The sequence below is a fragment of the Pseudonocardia sp. ZF1 genome (genome assembly GCF_056835605.1).
Genome location: NZ_JAJNBY010000002.1, coordinates 396,717 through 421,595 on the forward strand (window position 1 = coordinate 396,717; position 24,879 = coordinate 421,595).

At 74.3% G+C, this 24,879-nt stretch carries 21 protein-coding genes and 1 pseudogene; 8 read left to right on the forward strand and 14 right to left on the reverse strand.

Annotated features, from left to right (window positions below):
* Positions 1-16: 16 nt before the first annotated feature.
* The 8 genes and pseudogenes from ZF1_RS29055 to ZF1_RS29090 all read left to right on the forward strand — a co-directional run.
* Positions 17-5,179: pseudogene (locus tag ZF1_RS29055) on the forward strand (type I polyketide synthase); the annotation flags it as partial.
* A gap of 32 nt (positions 5,180-5,211) precedes the next feature.
* Positions 5,212-6,879, forward strand: coding sequence for an acetyl-CoA carboxylase, carboxyltransferase subunit beta (gene accD, locus ZF1_RS29060; protein WP_253067005.1), 1,668 nt, complete (start codon positions 5,212-5,214; stop codon positions 6,877-6,879).
* Complete coding sequence (locus ZF1_RS29065; RefSeq protein ID WP_253066986.1) at positions 6,876-7,298, forward strand: acetyl-CoA carboxylase biotin carboxyl carrier protein; 423 nt, start codon at positions 6,876-6,878, stop codon at positions 7,296-7,298. The genes accD and ZF1_RS29065 overlap by 4 nt, the downstream gene beginning before the upstream one ends.
* Positions 7,295-8,662 (forward strand): acetyl-CoA carboxylase biotin carboxylase subunit, encoded by a 1,368-nt coding sequence (locus ZF1_RS29070; RefSeq protein ID WP_253066985.1) that lies wholly within the window; start codon positions 7,295-7,297, stop codon positions 8,660-8,662. The genes ZF1_RS29065 and ZF1_RS29070 overlap by 4 nt, the downstream gene beginning before the upstream one ends.
* Positions 8,659-9,081, forward strand: a complete 423-nt coding sequence (locus ZF1_RS29075) for a PaaI family thioesterase (protein WP_253066984.1) — start codon at positions 8,659-8,661, stop codon at positions 9,079-9,081. The genes ZF1_RS29070 and ZF1_RS29075 overlap by 4 nt, the downstream gene beginning before the upstream one ends.
* Before the next feature lie 29 nt (positions 9,082-9,110).
* Entirely contained in the window at positions 9,111-10,736 is a 1,626-nt protein-coding gene (locus tag ZF1_RS29080) for a long-chain fatty acid--CoA ligase (RefSeq protein WP_253066983.1), read from the forward strand.
* Complete coding sequence (locus ZF1_RS29085) at positions 10,733-11,488, forward strand: SDR family oxidoreductase (protein WP_253066982.1); 756 nt, start codon at positions 10,733-10,735, stop codon at positions 11,486-11,488. The genes ZF1_RS29080 and ZF1_RS29085 overlap by 4 nt, the downstream gene beginning before the upstream one ends.
* Positions 11,489-11,548: 60 nt before the next feature.
* Positions 11,549-12,859, forward strand: coding sequence for a cytochrome P450 (locus ZF1_RS29090; protein ID WP_253066981.1), 1,311 nt, complete (start codon positions 11,549-11,551; stop codon positions 12,857-12,859).
* Between the two features lie 49 nt (positions 12,860-12,908).
* Here the strand turns inward: ZF1_RS29090 and ZF1_RS29095 are convergent, their stop codons facing one another.
* The 14 genes from ZF1_RS29095 to ZF1_RS29160 form a co-directional block, all read right to left on the reverse strand.
* The gene (locus ZF1_RS29095; protein WP_253066980.1) at positions 12,909-14,681 is read right to left on the reverse strand and encodes a fatty acyl-AMP ligase; all 1,773 of its coding nucleotides are present in this window, start codon (positions 14,679-14,681) and stop codon (positions 12,909-12,911) included.
* The gene (locus tag ZF1_RS29100) at positions 14,674-15,420 is read right to left on the reverse strand and encodes a thioesterase II family protein (protein WP_482638907.1); all 747 of its coding nucleotides are present in this window, start codon (positions 15,418-15,420) and stop codon (positions 14,674-14,676) included. The genes ZF1_RS29095 and ZF1_RS29100 overlap by 8 nt, the downstream gene beginning before the upstream one ends.
* Positions 15,417-16,685, reverse strand: coding sequence for a cytochrome P450 (locus ZF1_RS29105; protein ID WP_482638908.1), 1,269 nt, complete (start codon positions 16,683-16,685; stop codon positions 15,417-15,419). The genes ZF1_RS29100 and ZF1_RS29105 overlap by 4 nt, the downstream gene beginning before the upstream one ends.
* Positions 16,682-17,563, reverse strand: coding sequence for a class I SAM-dependent methyltransferase (locus tag ZF1_RS29110; protein ID WP_482638909.1), 882 nt, complete (start codon positions 17,561-17,563; stop codon positions 16,682-16,684). The genes ZF1_RS29105 and ZF1_RS29110 overlap by 4 nt, the downstream gene beginning before the upstream one ends.
* The gene (locus ZF1_RS29115; RefSeq protein WP_253066976.1) at positions 17,560-17,838 is read right to left on the reverse strand and encodes an acyl carrier protein; all 279 of its coding nucleotides are present in this window, start codon (positions 17,836-17,838) and stop codon (positions 17,560-17,562) included. The genes ZF1_RS29110 and ZF1_RS29115 overlap by 4 nt, the downstream gene beginning before the upstream one ends.
* Positions 17,835-18,788: an acyl-CoA desaturase gene (locus tag ZF1_RS29120; protein ID WP_253066975.1), complete on the reverse strand. Its 954-nt coding sequence runs from the start codon at positions 18,786-18,788 to the stop codon at positions 17,835-17,837. Before ZF1_RS29120 ends, ZF1_RS29115 begins: the two co-directional genes overlap by 4 nt.
* 123 nt (positions 18,789-18,911) lie before the next feature.
* Entirely contained in the window at positions 18,912-19,859 is a 948-nt protein-coding gene (locus ZF1_RS29125; protein ID WP_253066974.1) for a LysR family transcriptional regulator, read from the reverse strand.
* Between the two features lie 132 nt (positions 19,860-19,991).
* The gene (locus ZF1_RS29130) at positions 19,992-20,456 is read right to left on the reverse strand and encodes a PaaI family thioesterase (RefSeq protein ID WP_253066973.1); all 465 of its coding nucleotides are present in this window, start codon (positions 20,454-20,456) and stop codon (positions 19,992-19,994) included.
* Between the two features lie 253 nt (positions 20,457-20,709).
* The gene (locus ZF1_RS29135; RefSeq protein ID WP_253066972.1) at positions 20,710-21,153 is read right to left on the reverse strand and encodes a hypothetical protein; all 444 of its coding nucleotides are present in this window, start codon (positions 21,151-21,153) and stop codon (positions 20,710-20,712) included.
* Between the two features lie 163 nt (positions 21,154-21,316).
* Positions 21,317-21,574 carry a hypothetical protein gene (locus ZF1_RS29140; protein ID WP_253066971.1) on the reverse strand — a complete coding sequence of 86 codons (258 nt, stop codon included), beginning with the start codon at positions 21,572-21,574 and terminating at the stop codon, positions 21,317-21,319.
* A gap of 175 nt (positions 21,575-21,749) precedes the next feature.
* Complete coding sequence (locus ZF1_RS29145; protein ID WP_253066970.1) at positions 21,750-21,980, reverse strand: hypothetical protein; 231 nt, start codon at positions 21,978-21,980, stop codon at positions 21,750-21,752.
* 56 nt (positions 21,981-22,036) lie between these two features.
* Complete coding sequence (locus tag ZF1_RS29150; protein WP_253067559.1) at positions 22,037-22,741, reverse strand: response regulator; 705 nt, start codon at positions 22,739-22,741, stop codon at positions 22,037-22,039.
* On the reverse strand, positions 22,738-24,138 hold the full coding sequence (locus tag ZF1_RS29155) for a sensor histidine kinase (protein ID WP_253067558.1): 1,401 nt from the start codon (positions 24,136-24,138) through the stop codon (positions 22,738-22,740). Before ZF1_RS29155 ends, ZF1_RS29150 begins: the two co-directional genes overlap by 4 nt.
* A gap of 19 nt (positions 24,139-24,157) precedes the next feature.
* The gene (locus ZF1_RS29160; protein ID WP_253067557.1) at positions 24,158-24,811 is read right to left on the reverse strand and encodes a phosphatase PAP2 family protein; all 654 of its coding nucleotides are present in this window, start codon (positions 24,809-24,811) and stop codon (positions 24,158-24,160) included.
* Between the last annotated feature and the right edge of the window lie 68 nt (positions 24,812-24,879).

Sequence of the window (24,879 nt, forward strand, 5' to 3'; positions counted from 1 at the left end):
GATGGCAGACGTACAGAAGCTGCGGGACTACCTCAAGCAGGCCACGACCGAGCTGGTCGAGCTCCGCGGCAGGCTCGCCGACCGCGAGCGGGCGGCGGCCGAGCCGATCGCGATTGTCGGGATGGCGTGCCGCTTCCCCGGCGGCGTGACCGGCCCGGATGAGCTGTGGGACCTGGTCAGCGCGGGCACCGACGCGATCACGGGGTTCCCCACCGACCGCGGCTGGGACGTCGAGGGCCTCTACGACCCCGATCCCACCCACGCCGGCACCTCCTACACCCGCCACGGCGGCTTCCTCGACCCGGTCGACCGCTTCGACGCTGCGTTCTTCGGGATCAGCAACCGGGAGGCGGCCGCCATCGACCCCCAGCAGCGCATGCTGCTGGAGACCGCCTGGGAGGCCTTCGAGCACGCCGGGATGGACCCGGCGGGCCTGCGCGGCAGCAGCACCGGGGTCTTCGTGGGCGAGATGTACCACGACTACGGCCCCCGGCTGCGGACCATCCCACCCGCCGTCGAGGGGTACGTAGGGCTCGGCAGCGCGGGCAGCGTCGCGTGTGGACGGCTCTCCTACCAGCTGGACCTGCGCGGACCATCGGTCACGGTGGACACGGCGTGCTCCGCCTCGCTCGTCTCGCTACACCTGGCCGCCACGGCGCTGCGCGGCGGGGAGTGCGACCTCGCGTTGGCCGGGGGCGCGGCCGTGATGGCCACGCCGTCGTCCTTCGTCGAGTTCAGCAGGCAGCGCGCGCTGGCGCCCGACGGCCGGTGCAAGCCGTTCGCCGAGGCGGCGGACGGGGCGGCCTGGGCCGAGGGCGTGGGGCTGATCGTGCTGGAGCGGCTGTCCGACGCTCAGGCTCGCGGCCACCGGGTGCTGGCGGTGGTCCGCGGCTCGGCCGTGAACCACGACGGCGCCAGCAACGGCCTCACCGCGCCGAACGGCCCGGCCCAGCAGCGGGTGATCACCCGGGCGCTGGCCGACGCCTGCCTGACCCCCGCGGACGTCGACGTGGTCGAGGCGCACGGGACCGGCACCCCGCTCGGGGACCCGATCGAGGCGGGCGCGCTCGTGGCGACCTACGGCGCCGACCGGCCTGCGGACCGGCCGCTGCTCGTCGGGTCGCTGAAGTCCAACATCGGCCACACCCAGGCCGCGGCAGGCGTCGCAGGCGTGATCAAGATGGTCAAGGCGATGGAGCACGGGGTGCTCCCGGCGACCCTGCACGTGGACGCGCCGTCGTCCAAGGTGGACTGGGACGGCGTGCGGCTTGTGGCCGAGACGGTGCCGTGGCCCGAGGTGGACCGGGTCCGCCGGGCCGGGGTGTCTGGCTTCGGGATCGGCGGGACGAACGCGCACGTGCTGCTGGAGGAGGCGCCTGCCGCCGAGGACCTGATGGACGACTCGGTCGACGGGGCCGTTCCCTGGCTGCTCTCCGCTCGCGACCCGCAGGCGCTGCGCGACCAGGCCGCCCGTCTCGCGGCCTTCGTGCGCGCTCGCTCGGTGCGCCCGGTCGACGTGGCGTCCTCGCTGGTCGACACCCGCACGGCGTTCGACCACCGGGCCGTGGTGGTCGGCGAGGAAACGGATGCGCTGCTCAGCGGGCTCGACGCGCTCGCCGCCGGTCGCCCCGCCCGCGAGGTCCGCACCGGCACCGCGCGCGGCGCCCGGCCGGTGTTCCTGTTCAGCGGGCAGGGCAGCCAGCGGGTCGGGATGGGGCGCGACCTCGTCGACCCGGTCTTCACGGCCGCGCTCGACGAGGTGTGCGCGGCGCTCGACCCGCACCTGGACGTGCCGCTGCGTGAGGTGATGTGGGCCGAGCCGGGTACCCCCGAGGCGGCCCTGCTCGACCAGACCTCCTTCACCCAGCCCGCCCTGTTCGCCCTTCAGGTGGCCCTGTTCCGGCTGCTCGCGGCTCGCGGTGTGCACCCGACCGCGCTCGCCGGGCACTCGATCGGCGAGATCGCGGCCGCGCACGTCGCCGGCGTGTTCTCACTCGCGGATGCCGCGCGGCTGGTCACCGCCCGCGGCAGGCTGATGCAGGCGCTGCCCGCGGGCGGGGTGATGATCGCGGTCCAGGCGAGCGAGGACGAGCTGCTCCCGCTGCTCGACGGCGTGCCGCAGGCAGGCCTCGCCGCCGTCAACGGACCCGAGGCCGCGGTGCTCTCCGGCGCGGAGGGCCCGGTCACCGCGCTCGCCGCCGAGGTGGAGGGCTGGGGCCGCAAGGTCCGGAAGCTGACCGTGTCGCACGCCTTCCACTCCCCGCTGATGGAGCCGATGCTGGCCGAGTTCCGCGCGGTCGCGCAGAGCGTGGCGTACGCGGCGCCGACGATCCCGATCGTCTCCGCGCTGACGGGCCTGTCCGCAGGCGACGAGCCCGCGACGGCCGAGTACTGGGTGGAGCACGTCCGGCGGCCGGTCCGGTTTGCCGACGCGGTCCGCGCCACCGGCGGGGACACCTTCGTCGAGCTGGGACCGGACGGCGTCCTCACCGCCATGGTGCGCACCGTCCTCGGCGACCCCGCCGCGGTGTCGACGTTGCGCAAGGACCGCTCCGGACCCGCCGCCCTGGCACTGGCCCTCGGCGAGCTGCACGCCCACGGTGTGCCGGTGACCTGGGACTTCGGGGCCGGAGTCCGGGCCGTCGAGCTGCCCACCTACGCGTTCCAGCGCGATCGGCACTGGCTCGCCCCCACCGACCCGCCGCGGGCCACCGGCTCCGGTCTCGCCGCCGCGGACCACCCGTTCCTGGACACGGTCGTCGAGCTGGCCGAGCCGGGACGTGCCGTGCACCTGGGCGGGGTGTCTGCCGCGACGCACCCGTGGCTGACCGACCACGCCGTCGCCGGGACCGTGCTGGTCCCGGGCGCGGCGCTGGTCGAGCTCACCCACCAGATCGGCGCGCGGTCCGGTTTCCCGGTCGTCGAGGAGCTGGTGCTGCGGGCGCCGCTCGTGGTGCCACCGAACGGACGGGTGGAGCTGCAGGTGGTGACCGAGCCTGGTTCGGACGGCCTCACGGTCACGCTACACGCCCGACAGCCCGACGAGCCGTGGGCCGTTGTCGCGACAGGGCTGCTCGGCGACTCCGCGAAGGAGTCTCTGGAGCTGCAGTGGCCGCCCACCGGCGAGCCCGTGCCCGCGGCGCAGATCTACACGCTGCTGGGCGATCTCGGCCTGGACTACGGGCCGGTGTTCCGCTGCGTGCACACCGCCTGGCGCTCCGAGGGCGAGGTCGGAACCGAGGTCACCCTCCCCGGCGAGGTCGACACGGACGGGTTCGCCCTGCATCCCGCCCTGCTCGACGCCGCCCTCCACAGCGCCGCCCTCGTGATCCCGACCGGCGACGAGCCGCGGCTGCCCTTCGCCTTCCGCGGCGTCCGGTTCCTCGGCGCGCCCGGCACACGGGAGCTGCGGGTGCGGGCGCGGGTCGCCGGGGACGACACCGTCCGGCTGGACCTCGCGGACGGGACCGGGCGGCCGGTCGCCACGATCGAGGCGCTGGTCACCCGCGAGATGCGGCTCGACGCGCTGCCGGGTGCGGTGGCCACCGGGGCCCGGCACGAGCTCGTCTGGCGGCAGGTCCCCGACGGGGAGACGCGTGCCGAGAGCGGGCACGTCCTGGTCGAGGTCGGCCGGGACACCACCGCGGCGGGCGCCCGTCGCGAGACGCTGCGGGCTCTGGAGTTGGTGCAGGCGTTCCTCGCCGCGGAGCACCCCGAGCCGACGACGCTGGTCGTGGTCACCTACGGGGCCGTCCGCGCTGCGGGGTCCGACCCGGAGCCGGACCCCGCCGGCGCCGCGGTGCGCGGTCTGGTCCGCGGCGTCCAGGCCGAGCATCCCGGACGGATCGTGCTGGTCGACCTTCCCGCCGAGGGCACCGGGCTCGATCCCGTCGACGTCGGCGCGCTGCTCGGGACGGGTGCGCCGGAGCTCGCCGTCCGGGACGGTGCACCGCTGGCCCCGGCGCTCGCCGTGGCGCCTGAAGGCGAACCCGCCTCGTGGGACCCCGAGCAGGCGGTGCTCGTCACCGGCGGCACCGGTGGCCTGGGCGCGGTCGTGGCCCGCCACCTCGTCGAGAAGGGGGTGCGCAGGCTCGTCCTCGCCAGCAGGCGGGGCGCCGCTGCGCCGGGGGCCGAGGAGCTGCGCGCGGAGCTGGCGGCCGCGGGAGCGGAGGTCACGCTCGCGGCCTGCGACGTCGCCGACCGTGCCGCCGTGGCCGGGCTGCTTGAGTCCGTCCCGTCGCTCGGCACGGTCGTGCACGCCGCGGGCGTCCTCGACGACGGCCTCGTCGCCTCACTGACCCCTGAGCGGATCGAGGCGGTCCTGCGGGCGAAGGTCGACGCCGCCACCCACCTGCATGAGCTGACGCTGGGCGACCGCGCCCCGCGCCTGGTCCTGTTCTCCTCGCTCGCAGGCACCGTCGGCAACACGGGCCAGGCCGCGTACGGCGCGGCCAACGCCTACCTCGACGCACTCGCCGTGCGGCGGGTGGCAGCGGGCACCCCGGCGACCTCGATCGCCTGGGGCCTGTGGGCCGACGAGAGCGGCGGCATGGGGGACACCCTCTCCGCCGCCGACCGCGCCCGCATGGCCCGCTCCGGCATCCTGCCGATGCCGGAGGCCGCGGCGCTGGCCCTGCTGGACGAGGCGGTCGCCGCCGCGGACCCGGCCCCGGTCGTCGCCGCCTTCGACCACGCGGCGCTGCGACGCCGGGTCGACACCCCGGCCGTGCTGCGTGCGCTTGTGGGGGCGACGGCTCCCGCACCACGGGCCGCGGCGGTGGAGTCGGGCAGGCGGGACGAGCTCGTCGGGCTCGACGCCGCAGGCCGCCGGGCTGCCGTCCTCACCCTGATCCGGGACGCCGCGGCGGAGATCCTGGCCCACCCGGACGCCGCCGCGATCGACCCCGGTGCTCGGTTCGTGGACCTGGGGCTGGACTCGCTCACCGCCGTCGAGCTGCGCAACGTCCTGTTCGCCGCCACGGAGCTGGACCTGCCGACGACCGTCGCGTTCGACCACCCGACGGTCGGCGAGCTGACCGACCACGTCAGTGCCCTGCTCGCCGCGCCCGTCGCCGCAGAGTCGTCACCGGAGCAGACACCGGAGCCGGTGCCGACCACGACCGGGGCGGCGCGGCTGTTCGACCTGATCGACGCCGCCCCCATGATCCCCGCCCGATGAGCGGGCCCGCGCCGAGAGAGGCTTCCGTGACCATCACCCCCGAACGCGGCTGGCTGCAGTGCCCCGGCTGCCGCGCGCTGCTGTACCGCAGGCGGTACCAGCGCACCGACCGCGTCTGCCCGGAGTGCGGCGCGCACGGTGCGCTGACCGCCCCCGAGCGGCTCGCGAGCCTGCTCGACGAGGGCACCGCGGCACCGTTCACCACCGTCCACTCCGACGTCGACCCCCTCGGTTTCGTCGACGCCAAGCCCTACCCGCAGCGTCTCGCCGAGGCCCGCCGGAAGACAGGGCTCGACGAGGCCGTGGTCTGCGCCCGCGGCGCGCTCGCCGGGCATCGGGTCGTCGTCGCGGCGATGGACTTCCGGTTCCTCGGCGGCAGCCTCGGCTGCGCGGTCGGCGAGTCGATCACCGCGGCCGGGGAGGTCGCGCTGGCCGAGCGGACCCCGCTGCTGATCGTCTGCGCGTCCGGCGGAGCCCGGATGCAGGAGGGGGTCCTCGCCCTCATGCAGATGGCGAAGACCGCGCAGATGCTCTCCGCACTGCGCGAGGCGGGCCTGCTCACCGTCTCGCTGGTCACCGACCCGACCTACGGCGGCGTCGCCGCGTCCTTCGCCACCCTGTGCGACGTGATCGTGGCCGAGCCGGGCGCGCGGATGGGCTTCGCCGGTCGCCGGGTCATCGAGCAGACGATCCGCGAGCGGCTGCCCGCGGGCTTCCAGACCGCCGAGCACCTCCTCGCGCACGGCATGATCGACCGGGTGGTGCCGCGGGCCGAGCTGCGTGAGGTCCTCGGCAGGCTGCTCGGGTTCGCCTGTGCCCCGGTCGCCGAGGAGGACCGCACCGGACCGACCACGCTCGTCCGCGAGCTGCCGCGGCGGGAGCCGTGGGAGGCGGTGCGGCACGCCCGCGACATCGGTCGCCCCACCACGCTGGACTACGTCGCGCATGTCGTCGAGGACTTCGTGGAGCTGCACGGGGACCGGCGCGGCACGGACGACCCGGCGGTCGTCGCGGGGCTCGGGCGGCTGCACGGCCGCGCGGTCGCGGTGGTCGGCACCCAGAAGGGCCACGACGCCACGGAGCTCAGCGCCCGCCGATTCGGCATGCCCGAGCCCGCGGGCTACCGCAAGGCCGCCCGCGTGATGCGCCTCGCCGAGACCCTGTCGCTGCCCGTGGTGACGCTGGTGGACACCGCGGGCGCGCACCCGGGCGTGGAGGCCGAGCTGCACGGCCAGTCCGTGGCCGTCGCCGAGAACATCGCGACGATGGCGGGGCTCACCGTCCCGGTCGTCGCGGTGGTGACCGGCGAGGGCGGCAGCGGGGGCGCGCTGGCGCTGGCGGTCGCCGACCAGGTGCTGGCCTGCTCCGACGCGGTCTACTCGGTGATCAGCCCGGAGGGCTGCGCCTCGATCCTCTGGCAGGACGCCGCGCAGGCGCCGCGGGCCGCCGCCGCGCTGCAGGTCGACGCCGCGTCGCTGCTGCGGCTCGGGGTGATCGACGGCGTGGTGCCCGAGCCACCCGGTGGCGCGCACACCGACCCGGCGGCGACGGCGAACGCCCTCGCCGATGCCGTCTCGGCCTGTCTGCGCAGGCTGGACGGGGTCCCAGGGGCTGAGCTGGTGCGCAGGCGGCGGGCCCGGTTCCGGGCGTTCGGTGCGGAGACGGGCATCCTGCCCACGGTCGAGCGGGAGACGGCATGAGCGAGCGGATCACGGCCGCCGAGGCGGACCGGGTGCTGGAGGTCCTCACCCGACACGCCCGCGAGCTGGCCGGGCTCGGACCGGTCCGGCTGGCGGCGGGCGGGGTGAGCCTGGAGCTCTCCGGCCTGGCGGCGCCGAGCCCCGCACCTCTCCAGCCGCCCGCGGTCGCGCCCTCGCCCGGCCGGACCATCACCTCGGAGGCGGTCGGCGTGTTCTACCGCGCCCCCGGCCCCGACTCCCCGCCGTTCGTGGCCGAGGGTGACGTGATCGAGCCCGGCCGCCAGATCGGCATCGTCGAGGTGATGAAGCTGATGATCCCCGTCGAGGCGACGCTGGGGGGCCGGGTCGAGGAGTTCCTGGTGGCCGACGGCGAGGCCGTCGAGCACGGGCAGCCCCTCCTGCGGCTGGGTGAGCCGTGATACGCAAGGTCCTGGTCGCCAACCGCGGCGAGATCGCGGTCCGGATCGTGCGCGCCTGTCGTGAGCTGGGCCTGGCCTCCGTCGTGGCGCACTCGGCCGCGGACCGCGACTCCCTCGCCGTCGGGCTGGCGGACGAGGCGGTGCAGATCGGGCCCGGCCCCGCCGCGGCCAGCTACCTCAACATCCCGGCGGTCGTGGAGGCCGCCAGGCTGCGTGGTGCGGACGCCGTGCACCCCGGCTACGGCTTCCTGTCCGAGAACGCGGACTTCGCCGAGGTCTGCGCCGACCACGGCCTGACGTTCGTGGGGCCGCCCGCGGACGTGATCGAGGCCTTGGGCGACAAGGCCCGGGCCCGGGCCGCCGCCACCGCGGCCGGGCTCCCGCTGCTACCGGGGAGCCGGGAGGAGCTCGGGAGCGAGCCACAGGCCAGGGCCGTCGCCGACGCGGTCGGCTACCCGGTGATCATCAAAGCGGTCGCGGGCGGCGGCGGGCGCGGCATGCACGTCGTCCGCGAGCCCGACTCGTTCGCCGCGGCCTGGGCCCGCGCCCGCGCGACCGCGGCGGCGACCTTCCGCGACCCCCGGCTGTTCGTGGAGCACTACCTCGACTCGGCCCGGCACGTCGAGGTGCAGGTACTGGCGGACGCCCACGGCGCCGTCGTGCACCTCGGCACCCGGGACTGCAGCCTGCAGCGCCGTCACCAGAAGCTCGTCGAGGAGTGCCCCGCCCCGGCCCTGGCCGAGGACACCCTGCATCGGCTGGGCGAGGCGGCGACGGCGCTGGCCCGGCACACGGGATACGTCGGCGCGGGCACCGTCGAGTTCCTGCTCGAGCCCGGCGGTGCTTTCCACTTCATGGAGGTCAACTGTCGGCTGCAGGTGGAGCACCCGGTCACCGAGATGGCCACCGGCATCGACCTCGTCGCGGCCCAGCTGCGGATCGCGGGCGGTGCGCCGCTCGGCCTCACCCAGGCCGACGTCCGGCTCGCAGGCGCCGCGATCGAGTGCCGGATCAACGCCGAGGACCCCGCCCGGGACTTCGTCCCCACCCCCGGTCTCCTCGAGGAGTGCGTGCTGCCGGGCGGCCCGTTCGTGCGCGTCGACACCCACGTCCACCCGGGCCACCGGATCCCCGGCTTCTACGACCCGCTGCTGGCCAAGGTGGTCGTGTGGGCACCCGACCGGCCCGGCGCCATCGCCCGGATGCGCGCGGCGCTGGGCGAGGTCCGCGTCCGCGGCCGAGGGATCGCGACGACCGCCCCGCTGCTCGCCGACCTGCTCGACGACGAACGCTTCCGCACCGCCACCCACGACACCCGACTCGTCGAGACGATCACCGCCGACCGGAACGAGGTTCCCGCATGACCACCAGCACCGCTTTCCGCCAGGACATCGCCGATGCCGTCTTCTCCCTGCCCGTCGCCACCGCCCTCGGGTTCACCTTCACCGTGATCGGCGATGGCGGCGCCGAGGGCAGGCTGCCGTGGCGCGAGGACCACTCCCACGCGCCGGGCGCCTTCCAGGCCGGGCCGATCACGAGCCTGGCGGACTTCGTTGGTGCGGCCGCCGCCGCCACCCACCTGCCGGTCGGCACCCACGTGATCACCACCGACCTCACCGTCAAGTTCCTCACCGAGGCCCGTGGGGCGGTCCTCGTGGCCCGCGCCCGCACCCTGCGGCCGGGCAGGCGCACGTCCGTGGCTGCCGTCGACCTGACCGTCGACGACGGCACCGAGCTGTGCGCCACCGCGCTGCTCACGGTGACCAACCACAGCCCCGCCTGAACCCCACCCGAAACCGAGAGGCACCCGCCGTGCACGGCCAGATGCAGGACCGCCCGCTCGCCCTGCCCCACGTCTTCCACCGCGCCGAACAGCTGTTCGGGGACAAGACCATCGTCGCCCGTGCCGCCGACGGCGCCCTGACCACCCGGACCTACCGGGAGTGGGCCCAGCGGGTCCGCAGGCTCGCCGCCGCCCTCGACGCGCTGGGCGTCTCGCCGGACGGCCGGGTCGGCACCTACTGCTGGAACGCCCCGGCGCACCTGGAGCTGTACTTCGCGGTGCCGTGCAGCGGCCGGATCCTGCACACCCTGAACATCCGGCTGCCCGCCGACCAGCTGGTCGGGGTGGTCGAGCACGGCGGGGACGAGGTCGTCGTCGTCGAGCGGGGGCTGTTCGCGCAGTTCTGGGCCGTCGTGGACCGGCTGCCCGCGGTGCGGCGGGTGGTCGTCGTGGACGACGGCTCGCTGACGCCCCTCCCGGCGGACGACCGGATCGTCGACTACGACACCCTGCTCGCCGGCGTCGAGCCCGTGACCGGGCGTTTCGTCGTCGACGACGAGAACCGCGCGGCCGCCATGTGCCACACCTCCGGCACGACCGGCAAGCCCAAGGGGGTGCTCTACTCGCACCGCTCGACGGTGCTGCACTCGCTCGGGCTGATGGTGGCCGACGCGGCAGGCGTGGGGGAGCGGGACGTGCTGCTCCCGGTCGTCCCGATGTTCCACGCCAACGCCTGGGGCTACCCGTTCGCGGCCGTGTTCGCCGGGTCCACGCTGGTGCTGACCGGTCCGAGCCCGACCCCGCGCGACGTCGCCGACCTGATGCGGGAGCAGCGGGTCACCATCGCCGCGGCGGTCCCGACGATCTGGACCGGCGTGCTCCCCGAGCTCGCCGCGGGGGACGTCCCGAACCTGCGACTGGTCTTCTCGGGCGGCTCCGCGGTGCCGATCTCCCTGTCCGAAGCCTGGCGCACCACGCTCGGCGTGCCGCTCACCCAGGGCTGGGGGATGACCGAGTGCAGCCCCATGGTCACCAGCGGGCGGCTGCGCACCGTGCACGACGGCGCCACCGAGGAGGAGCAGGCGCTCGTACGGTCCCGCGCGGGCTCGCCCGCCTCGCTCGTCGAGCTGCGGCTGGTCGACCCGGACACCGGGGCGGAGCTGCCGTGGGACGGCGTCGCGCGTGGTGAGCTGCAGGTCGCCGGGCCGTGGGTGGCCGCGTCCTACTACGGCGAGGGCGACCCGAGCCGCTTCACCGCGGACGGCTGGCTGTGCACCGGGGATGTCGCGGTGATCGACGGACACGGCTTCGTGACATTGGTCGACCGGACGAAGGACCTGGTCAAGTCGGGGGGCGAGTGGATCTCCTCGGTGGAGCTGGAGAACCACGTCATGGGGATGGCGGGGGTGGCGGAGGCCGCGGTGATCGCCGTCCCGCACCCGAAGTGGTCCGAGCGGCCCCTGGCCTGTGTCGTGCGCAGGCCCGGCGCCGAGGTCAGCCGCGAGGACGTGCTGATCCACCTCGCCGGGTGCCTGCCGCGCTGGCAGGTTCCCGACGACGTCGTCTTCCTCGACGAGGTGCCGAAGACCTCGACCGGGAAGTTCGACAAGAACGACCTGCGCCGCCGCTATGCGGACCACGTGATGGCCCCGTGAACCGACCCGAGCCCCGGTTCGCGGGTCGGACCGCGCTGGTCACGGGCGCGAGCCGGGGCATCGGCCTCGCGGTCGCACAGCGGCTGGTGGCCGAGGGGGCGCGGGTGGTCGTGACCGGCCGCAAGCCCGGCCCGCTCGCCGAGGCGGTCGCCCAGCTGGGCGGCCCTGAGCACGCGGTGGGCGTCGCCGGGGACACCGCGGACGACGAGCACCGGGCCGCGGCCGTGGCCCGGGCCGTCGAGACCTTCGACAGCCTCGACCTCCTGGTCAACTCCGCCGGGATCAACCCGGTGTTCGGCCCGCTCGTCGACCTGGACCTGGCGGCCGCGCGCACGACGGTCGAGGCGAACGTGCTGGCCGCGCTGTCCTGGGTGCAGCACGCCCACCGAGCGTGGCTCGGGGAGCACGGCGGCGCGGTGGTCAACCTGTCGTCGATCGGCGCGTTCGCCCCGTCCGCGGGGCTCGGTGCGTACAGCGCGAGCAAGCTCATGCTCGTCCACCTCACCCGGACACTCGCGCTGGAGCTGGGGCCGGGCGTGCGCGTCAACGCCGTGGCGCCGGCATTGGTCAAGACCCGCTTCTCGACGGCGATCTACGCGGGCCGCGAGGCCGAGGCCACCGCCGACTACCCGCTCGGGCGGCTCGGCACCCCCGAGGACGTCGCGGCGGCGGTGGCGTTCGTGCTCTCCGACGACGCAGGCTGGATCACCGGCCAGACCCTGCTGCTCGACGGGGGACTCACCCTCCACTAGGGCGATCAGCCCTGCCGATCGACGGGCTGGGCCGGGACCTCACCCTGTGACGCTGGACCCGTGAGCCCGACCCAGCCCACCGCCGCCCCGCACCCCGCCACCGAGCCGCCCCCCGGCCTGTCCGTCGACCGCGACCAGCGCCGCCGGTGGGCGGTGGTCCACGGCGCCCTGCTCGGCGCGGCCCGCAGGCGGGCCCGCGAGGGTGTGCCCGCCGCCGAGCTCGTCGTGTCGCCGGAGCCCGAGGCCGGGCCCGGCCCGGCGTGGGACCGGATGCGCGAGCACCGGCCCTTCGCGCCGGGTCCGGCGCCGGGAATGCTGGTCACCGCCCACTACGACGTCGCCCGCGAGGTGCTCGTCTCGGACGAGTTCGGCATGCTCCCCCCCGCCGAGGGGCCGCTCGGGCCGCTCAGCGCGCCGTCCCTGGTCACCCTCGACGGCGAGGCGCACGCCCACCACCGCCGCCTGCTGACCCGCGCCTTCACCCCGCGCGTGGTCGCCGGATGGCGCGAGCACTGCGTGGCGACCGTCGACGCGCTGCTCGACGAGCTGCCCGCCACGGCGGACCCCGACGGCACGGTCGATCTCGTCGACGCCTTCGCCCGCCCGCTGCCGCTGCGGCTGATCGCCGAGGTGCTGGGGCTGCCCGTCCACGGTGGCGAGATCCCCGCCGAGCTGCCGCACTGGGGCGACGCCGCCACCGCGGGGCTCGACGGCGGGCTCACCTGGGAGCGGTTCGTCGAGATGGAGGAGGGTGTCGCGGCGCTGCGCGGGTGGCTCGACGAGCAGGTCACCGCGATCCGTGCGCACGGCGGGGAGGGCCTGCTCGCCCGGCTCGCCGAGGGTGGGACCACGCACGACGCTCTCGTCGTCACCGCGTTGTTCCTGGTCGGCGCCGGGTACGAGACGACGATGCACCTGCTCGCAGGGAGTGCCCTGCAACTGGCGCGTCTGCCCGCGGAGGCCGCCCGGCTGCGCGCCGAGCCCGAAGGCTGGCCCGCCGCGGTCGAGGAGCTGCTCAGGATGTGCGGGCCTGTCACCCGGGCGGTCCGCCGAGCGAAGGCGGACGTCGAGTTCCAGGGCGCGCACGTGCCCGCGGGCACCGTCGTCGAGGTGCTGGTGACCGCGGCCAACCACGATCCCGCCGCCTTCCCCGACCCGTGGACCTTCCGGCCCGGGCGGGAGCGGTCGCACCTCGCGCTCGGCCGCGGCGCGCACCACTGCCTCGGCGCCGCGCTGGCCCGGATGGAGGCGACGGTGGCGCTGCCCGCGCTCGTCGAGCGGTTCCCCGGGCTGACCCCGGTCGACGAGCCGGTCGACTGGAGCCCGAACACCCTGGTGCGGGGGCGGATGCGCGTACCCGTCCGGCTCTGAGCGGGCTGGGCGACCGCGCGGCCGACGAGGTCCGCGCGGTCGCCTGCGCTCACCGGGGTGGGGCCGGGAACCCTCCGCCGAGGTGGATCTCCCGCGCCGCCCGCCGCTGGATCTTCCCGCTGCTCGTGCGGGGGAGCACCCCGCGACGGGTGAGCACCACCCCGGCCAGCGCGACGTCGTGCTCCCGCAGCACGGCGGCCCGCACCGCGGTGGTGATCACGGTGTGGTCGGGGCCTTCGCGGTCGGGTCGCAGCTCCGCGACCACGACCACCCGCTCCGCGCCGCCCTCCTCGTCGGCCAGCCCGAACGCCGCGACCGTCGCCGGCCCCGCCTGCCCGAGCGCGGGGTGCGCCGCGGCGACCGTGGCCTCGATGTCCGACGGATGGTGGTTGCGCCCGCGCGCGACGATCAGATCGCTGCGCCGGCCGACCACGTAGAGCTCGCCCTCGACCAGCGCGCCCAGGTCCCCGGTGCGCAGCTCCCGGCCAGTCCCGTAGGCGTCGGCGGTGGCATCGGGTCGGCGCCAGTACCCGGCGGTGACGTGCGGCCCGTGCACCCGGATCTCCCCGACCATGCCTTCCGGGCACTCCCGGCCGGACTCCGGGTCGACGATCCGCAGCCCGGCACCGGGCGGCACCTCCCCGGACCCGACGAGCGTGCGGACGGTCCCGGTCCCGTTCCGGCCGAGCCCGTCCGCCCCGCGATCCTCGAGCCCCGGCCAGGTCGAGCGGTCCGTGTCCGAGTCCAGCCCCCGTGCCGGCGCGGTCGGGACGACCCTTCCGGCGGCCAGCCCGGCCGGGTCGACGTCGAGCAGCCGCGGCGCCCTACCCGGTCTGCTCCCGGTGACCAGTAGGGTCGCCTCGGCGAGCCCGTAGCAGGGGTGCAGGGCCTCCGCGGCGAACCCCGCCGGGGCGAACGCGGCGGCGAAGCGCCGCAGCGTCGAGGCCCGGACCGGCTCGGCGCCGTCGAACGCGACCCGCCAGCACCGCAGGTCCAGGCCCTCGGGGAGGCCGTGGCGCTCGGCGGCGGCCGCGGCCGTCGCGAAGGCGAAGTCCGGTCCACCGCTGCTGCGCGCCCGGTACCGGGAGACGGCCTCCGGCCAGGCCAGCGGCCTGCGAACGAACGTCGCCGGGGACATCAGCACGGCGGTGCTGCCCACCCCGAGGGGCTGCAGGACGTTGCCGATCAGCCCCTGGTCGTGGAACAACGGGGCCCACCCGACGATCGGCGAGTGCTCGTCCTGGCCGAACCCGTGGGTGATCATCTGCTGGTTCGCGGCGAGGTTCCGGTGGGTCACCATCACGCCCTTGGGCAGAGACGTCGACCCGGAGGTGTACTGCAGGAACGCCACCGCGGCGGGGTCGGCGGGCCCGTCGTCCAGTGAGTCGGCAGAGCCGATGAAGGCCTCCTCGAGGCCCACGGTGAGCACCGTGGGACCGAGGTCGACCAGCCCGCGGGCCGTCGCGGTGTCGGCGAGGACCACCGCGGGCTCGGCGTCGGCGAGGACGTGCCGCGTTCCGCGTTGGAGGTCTCCGCCCCGCCGCGGCGGAGGCACCGGCACGGCGATCACGCCGGCCTCCAGGCAGCCGTAGAAGGCGACCAGGAACTCCAGACCGGGCGCGAACACCAGCAGCGCGCGGTCGCCCGGCCGCACGTGCTCGCCCAGCCGTGCGGCAAGGATCCGGGCGCGGCCGAGCAGCCCGCCGTAGGTCAGCTCGGCGGTCTCGGCGCCACGGTCGTCCAGGAACACCGCGGCACGCCGGTCCGGTGTGGCGCGGGCCCGGGCGCGGAGCTGCTCCCGGGGCCCCGGCGGCTCACGCACCGGACTGCAGCGCGGCGGCGATCACCGCACGCGAGTCGTGGTGGAAGAAGTGCCCACCCGGGCGGATCCGCACGTCGGCACCGTCCGCGGCCACGTCCGCCCAGGCCGCGATCTCGTCCGGCGCGACGACGGGATCTTCGACGCCGCCGAACGCCGTGAGCGGCACGTGGAGCACCGGGTCCGCCGCGTGCGCGTACTCCTCGCCGAGCTCCAGGTCCGCCCGCAGCACGCGCAACAGGTAGGGGGTCCCGGCCGCGGTCCGGCGGACCGGGGCGGCGGACATGGCGTCGACGCCCGCGAGGAACTCGTCGTCGGGCAGGAGGTGGATGGGGGGTCGGCGCGGCGGGAGGTGCGGCGCCCGCCGCCCGGACACGGCCAGTCGCACCGGCGGGGTGCCTGCGGCGGCCATCGCCCGCGCGAGCTCGTAGGCCACCAGCGCGCCCATGCTGTGCCCGTAGAGCGCGACGGGACTGTCGCCGACCAGCGCGGACACCGCTGGGAGCAGTCCGTCGACGGCCTGGTGAACGCGCCGCAGCGGGGCCTCGTGGGGTGCGTCCTCGCGGCCGGGCAGCCGGACGCGGGCCAGCCGGACGTCGGGGTCGAACGCGGCCTGCCACCGGGCGAAGGAAGTCGCGCCCGCCCCGGCGTGGGGCAGGCACACCACCGTCAGCCGCGGGTCCGCGGGGCCATTGACCCGCAACCAGGACCGGGTTCCCGTCGTCCCCGCCGCCGCCGTCATCGCAGGACCACGGGGAGCCGGGCCACGCCGCGCACGATCTGGCTGTGCTCCTGCCACGCCACCGGCCCGTCGAGCTCCAGTTCGACCGTGCCGCGGAACAGCGCCGCGAGGGTCTCCTCCGCGACCAGGGACGCCAGCGCGGCCCCGACGCACCCGTGCATGCCGCGCCCGTAGGCGAGGTGGCTCGTCGCGGTGCGGGTGACGTCGAGCGTGTCGGGGTCGGCGAACACCGCGGGATCGCGGTTGGCCGCTCCGAGGCAGAGCAGGACCTGGGCACCCTGCGGGATCGTGTGCCCGCCGACCTCGGTGTCGCGGGTGGTCAGCCGCTTGGTCAGCTGCAGCGGGCTGTCGTAGCGCAACAGCTCGGTCACCGCGGCCGGGACCCGGGCGGGTTCCGCGCGCAGCACGGTGGCCTGGTCGGGACGGGTGAGCAGCGCGTGCAGCCCGTTCCCGATGAGCGCGGTCGTGGTTTCCAGCCCGGCGATGAAGGTCATCATCGCGACGAAGACCAGCTCCTCGTCGTCCAGCCCCTCACCACTGGATCGCGCGGTGGTGAGCACGCTGACCAGGTCCTCGCCGGGAGTCCGCCGCCGCTGCGCGACGATGTCCCGCAGCACCCCGGTGAACTCCTCGACCGCCGCTGCGACCTGCGCGAAGGACTCGGCGCCGAGCATCCCCGGCTCCAGCAGGAACCGGAGCCGATGCGTCCAGTCGGCGATCTGCGGACGCAGCTCGGCGGGCAGCCCGAGCGCCGCGGTCAGCACCGTAAGCGGGAGCGGGGCGGCCAGCTCGGTGACCGCGTCGCCACCGCCCGCCCGGACCAGCTCGTCGACGAGCCGGTCCGCCTCGGCGCGGACCGTCGGGCGCAGCGCGGCGAGCGTGCGCGGACCGAACACCGGTCCGGCCAGCGCACGCAGCCGGGCGTGTGCGGGGTCGTCGGTGAACACCAGCGACGTGCGCGCGAGCCGGGCGATGCGCGCGAGCGTCGGCGGGGTGGCGAGCGTCGGGTCCGCCTTGACCAGCCGCTGCGCCTGGCGCTCCCCGAGCTCGGGGAGCAGCGCCACGGACGTCGTGCGGTCCCGCAGCAGCGCGGTGACGTCCGCGTGCCGGGTCAGCACCCACATCCCGAGCGTGCGGTGCACCGGGTTCTGCTCGCGCAGCGCCCGGTAGTGCGGGTAGGGATCGGTCCGGAACCCGGCGTCGAACGGGTTGAACCGGACGGTCGCGACGTCGCGGCCCGTCGCGGCGGTGGCCGCCCCGCTCATCGCCTACCGGCCCAGGGCGAGCCGACGGGGGCCAGCACCATCCGGAGCAGCCCGACCTTGCCCATCCGGAAGCCGACGGACGCGAACCGCAGGTAGCGCTCGTAGCGGGCGGCGACCTCCGGGCCGACCAGCGCGACGGCCTCGTCGCGGTGCGCCCGCAGGTTCGTGGCCCACCGCTCGCAGGTCCACGCGTAGTCCAGCCGGTCGTTGCGCCACGACCGGATCTCCATCAGCCCCTCGGCGGCGGTGACGACGTCCAGCGGTGACGGCAGGTCCGCCGCCGGGAAGATCTCCTCCTGGATGAAGGCGCTGGCGTCCCGGCGGTCGAGCGTGCCGTAGGCGATCGTCTGCAGAGAGAGCACCCCGCCCGGGGTCAGCCAGTCCGCGCAGCGGCCGAAGAAGTCCCGGTAGCGGCCGATCCGGCGGGCGTCGTCGTCCTCCGGCCGAGCGAAGTGCTCGAACGCGCCGACGGACACGATGCCGTCGTAGCGCGCGGTCGGGACGTGGTCGGTCCAGCTCTCCAGCCGGACCTCCCGCCGCGCGTCACCCTGCTGCTCGATGTGGGCGGCCTGCTCCCGGGACAACGTGAGTCCCACGGCGTGGCCGGTCCCCCTGGCCAGGGCCCGGTCGAGCACCGAGCCCCAGCCGCAGCCGACGTCGAGCAGCCGTCCGCAGCGCTCCGCGCCGACCGCGTCGAGATGGTGGTCGAGCTTGCGCTGCTGGGCGGCGACAAGGTCGTCGTCCCGCTGCTCGGGCATGGCGCACGAGTAGGTCAGGTCGGGGTCCAGCCAGAGCCGGTAGAAGTCGTTGCCGACGTCGTAGTGGTGCTGGATCGCCGCAGCCGCGGACCACGCGGTGCTCGGCGCCGTCCCGGTCACGACGTCGACGGGGAGGGAGCCGCGGTGGCGAGGCGGGCGTGCACGGCATCGGCGACGGCACGGAGCGTGGGGTTCTCGAACAGCGACTCGGGCGGGAGGTCCACCCCGAAGCGGTCCTCGATCTCGGTGAGCATCGACACCGCGAGCGCGGAGTCGATGCCGAGCTGGTCGAAGTCCGTGTCGGGGTCCAGCGAGCCCGTGTCCGAGCCGAGCAGGTCGGCGAGGTACTCCTGGGCCCAGGTGAGGATCTCGGCGGTCGCGGGCGTGGTGGTCATGCGGCGGCCTTCCGCTCGTCGGTACGGATCCGCTTCGCGGCGATCTGCTCCGCGGCGGGGTTCTTCAGGTCACTCGCGAGCCCGACCGCGCTGAGCCCACGGATCAGCCAGTAGCCCGGGTCCGGGCGGTACCACTGGAGGCCGAAGTTGGGCGAGCTCGGGAAGGCGTGGTGGTTGTTGTGCCACGACTCACCGAAGGTCAGCAGCGAGAAGACCGCGCCGTTGCGGCTGTTCTCCCGCGAGTCGTAGGGCTTGCTGCCCCAACGGTGCAGGAAGGAGTTGATGGCCCAGATGATGTGCTCGAGCAGGAAGACCCGTACGAAGCCGCCCCAGAGCAGCCCCGCCAGCGCGCCCTGCCAGCTCAGGTGCACGAGGCCCCCGATCACCGTGGGTACCGCCACGCCCAGCGCGAACCACCAGTAGTAGTGCCTGCTCACGTTCACCAGGCGGCGGTTGCGCAGCAGGTCGGGCGCGTAGTGGGCGATGTTCGGGTACTCGTGGCGGCGCATCCAGAGGAAGTGCGAGTGCACCAGCCCGCGCAGGACACCGCGCAGACCGTCGCCGGAGAGGTTGGGGGAGTGCGGGTCCCCGTCACGGTCGCTGAACTCGTGGTGGCGCCGGTGGATGGCCACCCAGGAGACCACACCGCCCTGACCCGCCATCGACCCGGTGATCGCGAGCATCGCCTCGACGAACGGGGGGGCCTTGAAGGTGCGGTGGGTGAACAACCGGTGGTACCCGACCGTGATGCCCAGGCCCGACACCAGCCACATGCCGGCGAGCAGGGCGATCTCGGTGGCGCCGAACGGCAGGAACGGCAACAGAGCCAGCGCGACGACCGTGCCGATGATGGGCGCGATGTCGAAGAGCAGGAAGTGCCTGCGTTGCAGGCGGTGGATGTAGGGATTGCTGATGATCTTGTTGCGGGAGGGGGCGGCGGCGTCGGTCATGCTCGACCTCCGGGGCGGAAGTGTGGTGCGATCGCCAGTGATCGTCACCCACCCCGTTCGGGCCGACGGCGCGCCAGAGCCATGGGCTCTCGGCCGATAGTTTCGACAGTGGAATCGGTGAGCTCAGGCTCCGACAGCGCGTACGGCGGCGGCGGGCCTGCGCCCCGGCTGGCCGAACGGAGCGCTCGCCTTCAGGCAGCGGACGAACTCCTCGACCAGCGGGTTGTCCACGTCGTACCGCCACACGGCGTACAGCTCAAGCGCCGGTACCGGATCGACGAGCGCCACGGTGACGGGCCGGATGCCGACGGCCGAGGCGCAGACGGCCGCCGCCCGGGACGCAGAGCAGAACCCGACCACGTTCCGCATCGACACCACGATCGACGTCGCGACCGGGTCCTCGACCTGGTCGACGACGTCGAGCGTGAAGCCCGCGGCGCCGGCGGTGTGGGTGATCAGGTCGTACATCGCGGGGCTGCGTTCGCGGCGGAAGAGCAGACACTGTTGGCCCTGCAGCTCGGCGAAGCTCACCTGGCCGAGCGACGCCCACGGGTGGCGGTCACCGACGAGGGCGACCAGCGGGGTGCGCAGCAGGCGCTGGTGTCCCCAGTCCCCGTCGGGCGGGGGTCCGTACACCATCGCGACGTCGATGTCCCCCGCCTGCAGGGCGCGCAGCTGAGGCCCGGTCCACATCTCCCGGGGGGCCACCACCACATCCGGCAGCTCGCTACGCAACCGGGCGAGCACGCGTGGCAGGACACCTTGCGCCGCAGGGAGATTGCATCCGACTCGCACCGTGCCCGCGCGGCCCTCCGCCGCATGGCGGGTGGTCTCCTTGGCCCGGTCCACTCGGCTGAGCACGGCCTGGGCCTCGACCACGAAGGCTTCGCCCGCGGGAGTCAGGTGCACCTCGTGCGACGATCGGGCGACGAGCTGGGTGCCGAGGCTCTGTTCGAGCCTCTGAATCTGCTGACTCAGTGACGGTTGGGCCATGTGCAGACGTTGGGCGGCACGGCCGAAATGAAGCTCCTCGGCCAATGTGAGGAAGGAGTGCAAATGTCGCAGTTCCATGGAAGGGGTCTCCTCGCCTAGAGGATCCGACCGTAAGCGAGGAGGTGCAACGGTGTGTGAACGTTGACGGAACTCGACCCGGGGTGGCGGCCGATCGACCCTGTGACCTCTCTCGCACCTCCCTCAGTGAACTCAACCCTGAGGCACCGGAAACACCAGGAACGAGGCTCCTCCGTGAGCCACCAGCCTGCCGTCCGCGGTCATGACCCGGGCGTCGGCGGTCGCCGTTCTGCTGCCGCAGTGCACCACGTGGGCCTCGCAGCACACCTCGGGATCGTCGACCCGGAGCTTGCCGACCAGGGCGATCGAGAGTCCGGCCGCCGTGTACGTCGTTCGGGGCGGGAGCGCCGCATGGACCGCGCTGGCCATCGCCGCCTCCATCAGGGTCGCCAGGACGCCGCCCGCGACGGAGTAGTGGGCATCGGCGGCGCGGGTCGACGGCTGCATCGTCCAGACCGCGCGGCCTGCCCCGATCGCCTCGAGGGTGATCCCGAGCGAATGGCCCACCCCGATTCCGGCCGTCAAGCCGTACTCGACGAGGGCGCGATACTGCTCGGCGCGTTCTGCCTCGTGGGCCCGTTCGTCGACATTGGTCATGGGCACTCCCCTTCCGAGTCCGGACGCTGCGAGACGGTACGCATCGCAGCAAAGCGACGACGGGCGCGAAAGGCAGGGCTGATCGCCCGATCGCGGACGAAGGTCGCGACCCAGGTGCCGGGCGTCGTGCGCGGCCAAGTTGCCGGCGAACGCCATGAGCGGCCCTCGACCGGGAGGCCGCCGAGTACGTGCCGTTGTGGGTGGACAAGGGATGATGGCGGACCTGAGTCCCCGATACCTCGACCGGCACCGGTCAGGGTGGCGGCACCGCGGCCCGGTAGAGCCAGGCGCCGTCGGGGTCCGGGTAGTCCTCGACCCGGTGGTAGACGGCCTGTCGGCTAGTTCGGCCGTCCGACCAGTACAGGCTCGGCAGGGGAATCGACATGTACCCGTAGTGAGCGGTCACACCCTCGGCGGGTCCGTCGAGGAGGCGGACGTCGACTGCCATGATCGTTAGCGTCCTCCGGGTATGCCGCGGCGGCAATGGGCCGTCCGGACCAGCGGGCCGCTCCGGGGTTGTCTCCAGCGTCAGGTGGCGGGTCGTCGCGTCGGTGACCGGCTGCCCCGATGCGATCGGGTCGTCGGGCTCAATGTGGCGGCAGACCCACGTGTCGAGTTCGAAGAGTCTCTCGGTGATGTTCGCCGTGGAAAGATCGGAGACGGGGCCTGCGGCACTGTTGAGATCAGCGGCGAGCACCGGGCTGTCGGCCCTCGGGCTGAGGCGTTCTGGAGCGCTGGCACGGGCTGGTACTCCGCGGTCCTGGGCCGATTTGGGTCCGCGACCTCGGGTTCGCCGCAACCCTCTGGTCGGCTTGGCAGCGTCGCCGGACGACAGTACGAGGCAGGGCGACGAGCGGACTTCAGGCTCGGCGGAGTCGCCACCCTCCGACATGGAGAGCGATGCCGATGATGAGTCCGAGGATGAGACCCGAGGCCGGCAGGATCGCGAGGCTAGGGGACCAGTCGTAGGTGATGCTAAGGGTGGACTCGTAGGCGCTCGTCCGGTGCGACGTCGGTGCCGAGGTGAACGATTCGAGGGGCAGGAGCGGGGTGAGTGCGGCGCACAGCACGCCAGTGCCCAGGCCGACGGACCCGAGGATCACCAGGAGTGCACGCACGGCGGCATCGTCTCGGCGATCATCGTGTGGCGCAAGCGCGCGGCCACAGAGGTCGTGGTCCTGGACGAGTACCGGAGCACGAGATCGGAGAGCCGACGGGTCATGGTGAGCTGGCGGCAGGCGGTGACCTCCGCGTCGGCCCGCTGCGAGACGGGCACGGCTCTCTGGCTGAGTCTCAGGGTGCTGCGACCTGGTGGGCGGCTGTCAGCAGCAGACCCCTCCGGTCGTAGCCGACGCCGGTGGCGGCGTGGACGAGGGTGGCGATGGCGGCGCGGAGCGGGTCGGGTTCGGCGGCGTGCAGCATCGCCGGGAGTGTCATGTGCTGCTGGCTCCAGTCCGTCTGGCCGTCGGGGGAGCGGATCGTGGTGCTGGGGACGTTGGGGTCTTCGGCGAGGGCTCGCCACATGGCGGCGGGGTCGTCTGCGCGGCGGAGTCATGCTGCGTTGGCTACGGCGACACCGTTCATTGGGTCTCGACCGCTCCGCAACCTGATCCACAGCCATCGTGCGGTCGAAGCTGGCCGGCTGTCGGGATCAGGCCGTGTTCGTGGGCGATGATCGCGGCCTGTACACGGTTGCGCACGCCCAGGCGGTCCAGAATCGCGCTGACGTGCGCCTTCACTGTGCCCTCGACCAGGTGCAGAGCGCGCCCGATCTCGGCGTTGGACGCCCCGGTGCCGAGCAGCCCGAGCACCGTGCGCTCGCGAGGGGTCAGCGCGTCGACCGCCGCCCGAGCGGTGACCGGCCGGTCGCGGGCGTAGAGATCGATGACGCGTCGGGCCATGCGCGGGGACAGGTACGCACCGCCGCCGGCGACGGCGTGGACCCCGTCGATGATCTCGCGCGGGTCGCCGGTCTTGAGCACGAACCCGCTCGCGCCCTCGGCGAGGGCGCGCACGAGGTAGTCATCGTCGGCGAAGGTGGTCAGTACCAGGATCGCGCAGCCCAGCCCGAGGCGAACGATCTCCGCCGCGGCGTCGAGGCCGTCCAGGACCGGCATCCGCACGTCGAGCACCGCGACGTCGGGCCGGTGCGCCAGCGCCAGGTCGACCGCGGCACGCCCGTGCTCGGCTTCGGCGACGACGTCGAGGTTCGGGTCGTTGGCCAGCACGGTGCGCACCCCGACCCGGACGACGGCCTCGTCGTCGGCGAGCAGCACGCGGATCACGTGCCGATGCTGCCCGAGGTCAGGCCGGACCTGGTGATCAGGTCCTTGCGCGCAAGGATGCCATCGCTCCAGCACAGTCGGTACAGGTCCGAGGAGCCCGGGCCGAACGGCGCCGTGGTCACGCTGTAGTGCTCGCACCGGGTTCCCGGTGGCGGTGTGATGTCCGTGGCGTCGGTGCGGGTGCGCCACGGCAGCTCCACCTCCGCACGTGCCACGCCGGGGCGCAGCGCTTCGAAGCCCGCGACCGGAAGCACGGAGGTGGCCGCGTCCACGGTCCGGTACCCGACGGCCGCCAGCGCAGCCCCGGTGAGCAGCGCGGCAGTGCCCCACAGCACCGTCCGGCGTGTCTGCGACACGCCGGACGAGGCGCGCGCCCGCGCCGCCGCGACCGTGTCCTGCGCCGTGTCGCCCCGGGCTCTATCCGGCAGCAGGAGCACGGACAGGAGGTGATCGGCACCGATCCGGCCGTGCTCCACGGTGCCGCCGATCGCTCGTACCGCGTCCGACAGGGTCATGAGCCCGCGGCCGGATCCCGGTGCGTGCTCGGTGATCGGGGCGTCGTGGGTGCGCACGACGACGTGCAGCCCGCCCGAACCGGCGGCGGCGAACGAGATTTCGACCGAGGCGCCCGGCGAGTGCTTGACCGCGTTGGTCAGGCCCTCCCGCACCACGCCCACAACGACGGCGCGGACGGCCGGGTTCGTGCCCGCCAGCACCTGAGCGGGCTTCACCGGTGTGAGAACGACCCGCGCACCGGCCGAGCGGATCCCATCCACGATCTCCGCGATTTCGATCCCCGCCTCCCCAGCAGCGGGGTCGGGCAGGCGATCCATCGACAGCGCGGACACCGCGTGGGCAAGGTGCTCCGCGGCCGAGGTCACGCTGCGACGCGCACGCGCGACGGCCTCCCGAGTGCTGGGGTCCAGGCCGCGTCCCAGCTCCAGTCCGCCCAGCCCGAGCGCTGCCCTGGCGAGGTCGTGGCCCACGAGATCGTGCATCTCGCCGGCCAGCCGGGTCCTCTCGTGGCGCCGCGCGTCCTTCTCTGCCTCCCCGGCTCGACGCTCCCAGTCGGTCGCCGCCCGCCAGCCCGCAGTGGCCAGGTCCGAGCGGGCGCGCAGATGGCGACCCAGCCACCACGGCCCGTACAGCAGCAGCGCCAGCCCTATCCCCGCGGCCAGCGCCGTGTCCGCCCCGGCGGTCGCGACAAGCGCGAGCAACGCGCCCGCCACCGGCGCGACGGCCACCACCAGCCCCCGCCCCCGCCATCCGGCGATCCCGCCCATGACCAGCACGAACGGTGCCGGAGCCAGAGCAGCGAGCAGGCTCTGCCCGTCGTGGCCGACCAACCACGCGAGGAGCCACAACCCAGCCGCACTGATCACACCCGCGTCGATCACCCGGCCCGCCCGGGCCGGCTCACCGCTCATATGTAGCGCCCCGCGCACCGCCGACCAGAAGGGAGACCCTGCCTTTCGAGCGTGCGGCCGCGACCGCTGATTCCATCGGGCGACGGGTCATCTGCATCGACACGACCGCCACGATGCCACCTAGCAGCAGCCCCACCACGACATCGTGCGGGAAGTGCGCCCCGGCCAGCACCCGGCTAGCGGCCGCCACTCCAGCAGCAAGCATCGAGAGGATCGCGACGATCGGCTTGCGCAGGTGCCGTACGGCCACCACGACCGTGACGGCGAGCGCACCCGCGACAGCAGCGTGATTGCTCGGGAACGACCAGTCCCCGGCCGGCGGGCACTCGACCCAGGCGGGTAACCCGTCCAGCAGCCGACACGGCCGGTCCACCCGCAGGACCGACTTCGCCGCCTCACCGACCGGCCAGGCCAGCGCCGCCGCGACCGGCACCCCGGCCACCGCCGCCAAGGTTCGCGGTGACGCAGCCCGCGCGAGGAGCCACAAACGCACCCACACCACCGCGATGACGATCAGGGCCACCTCACCGACCACCGCCAGCACCGCACCTGTCTCGAGGGGTGCCGCGGCAAACGGCGCAAGCAGGTCACGCAGCCAGACTGCGCTGGCATCGGGCACATCCGGGATGTTCAATCTCTGCACGCCGCCACCGTGACCGGGCCGGCGCCGGCGTCGCCTCTGTCGAACGGAACCTACTCAGCGCCGATCGA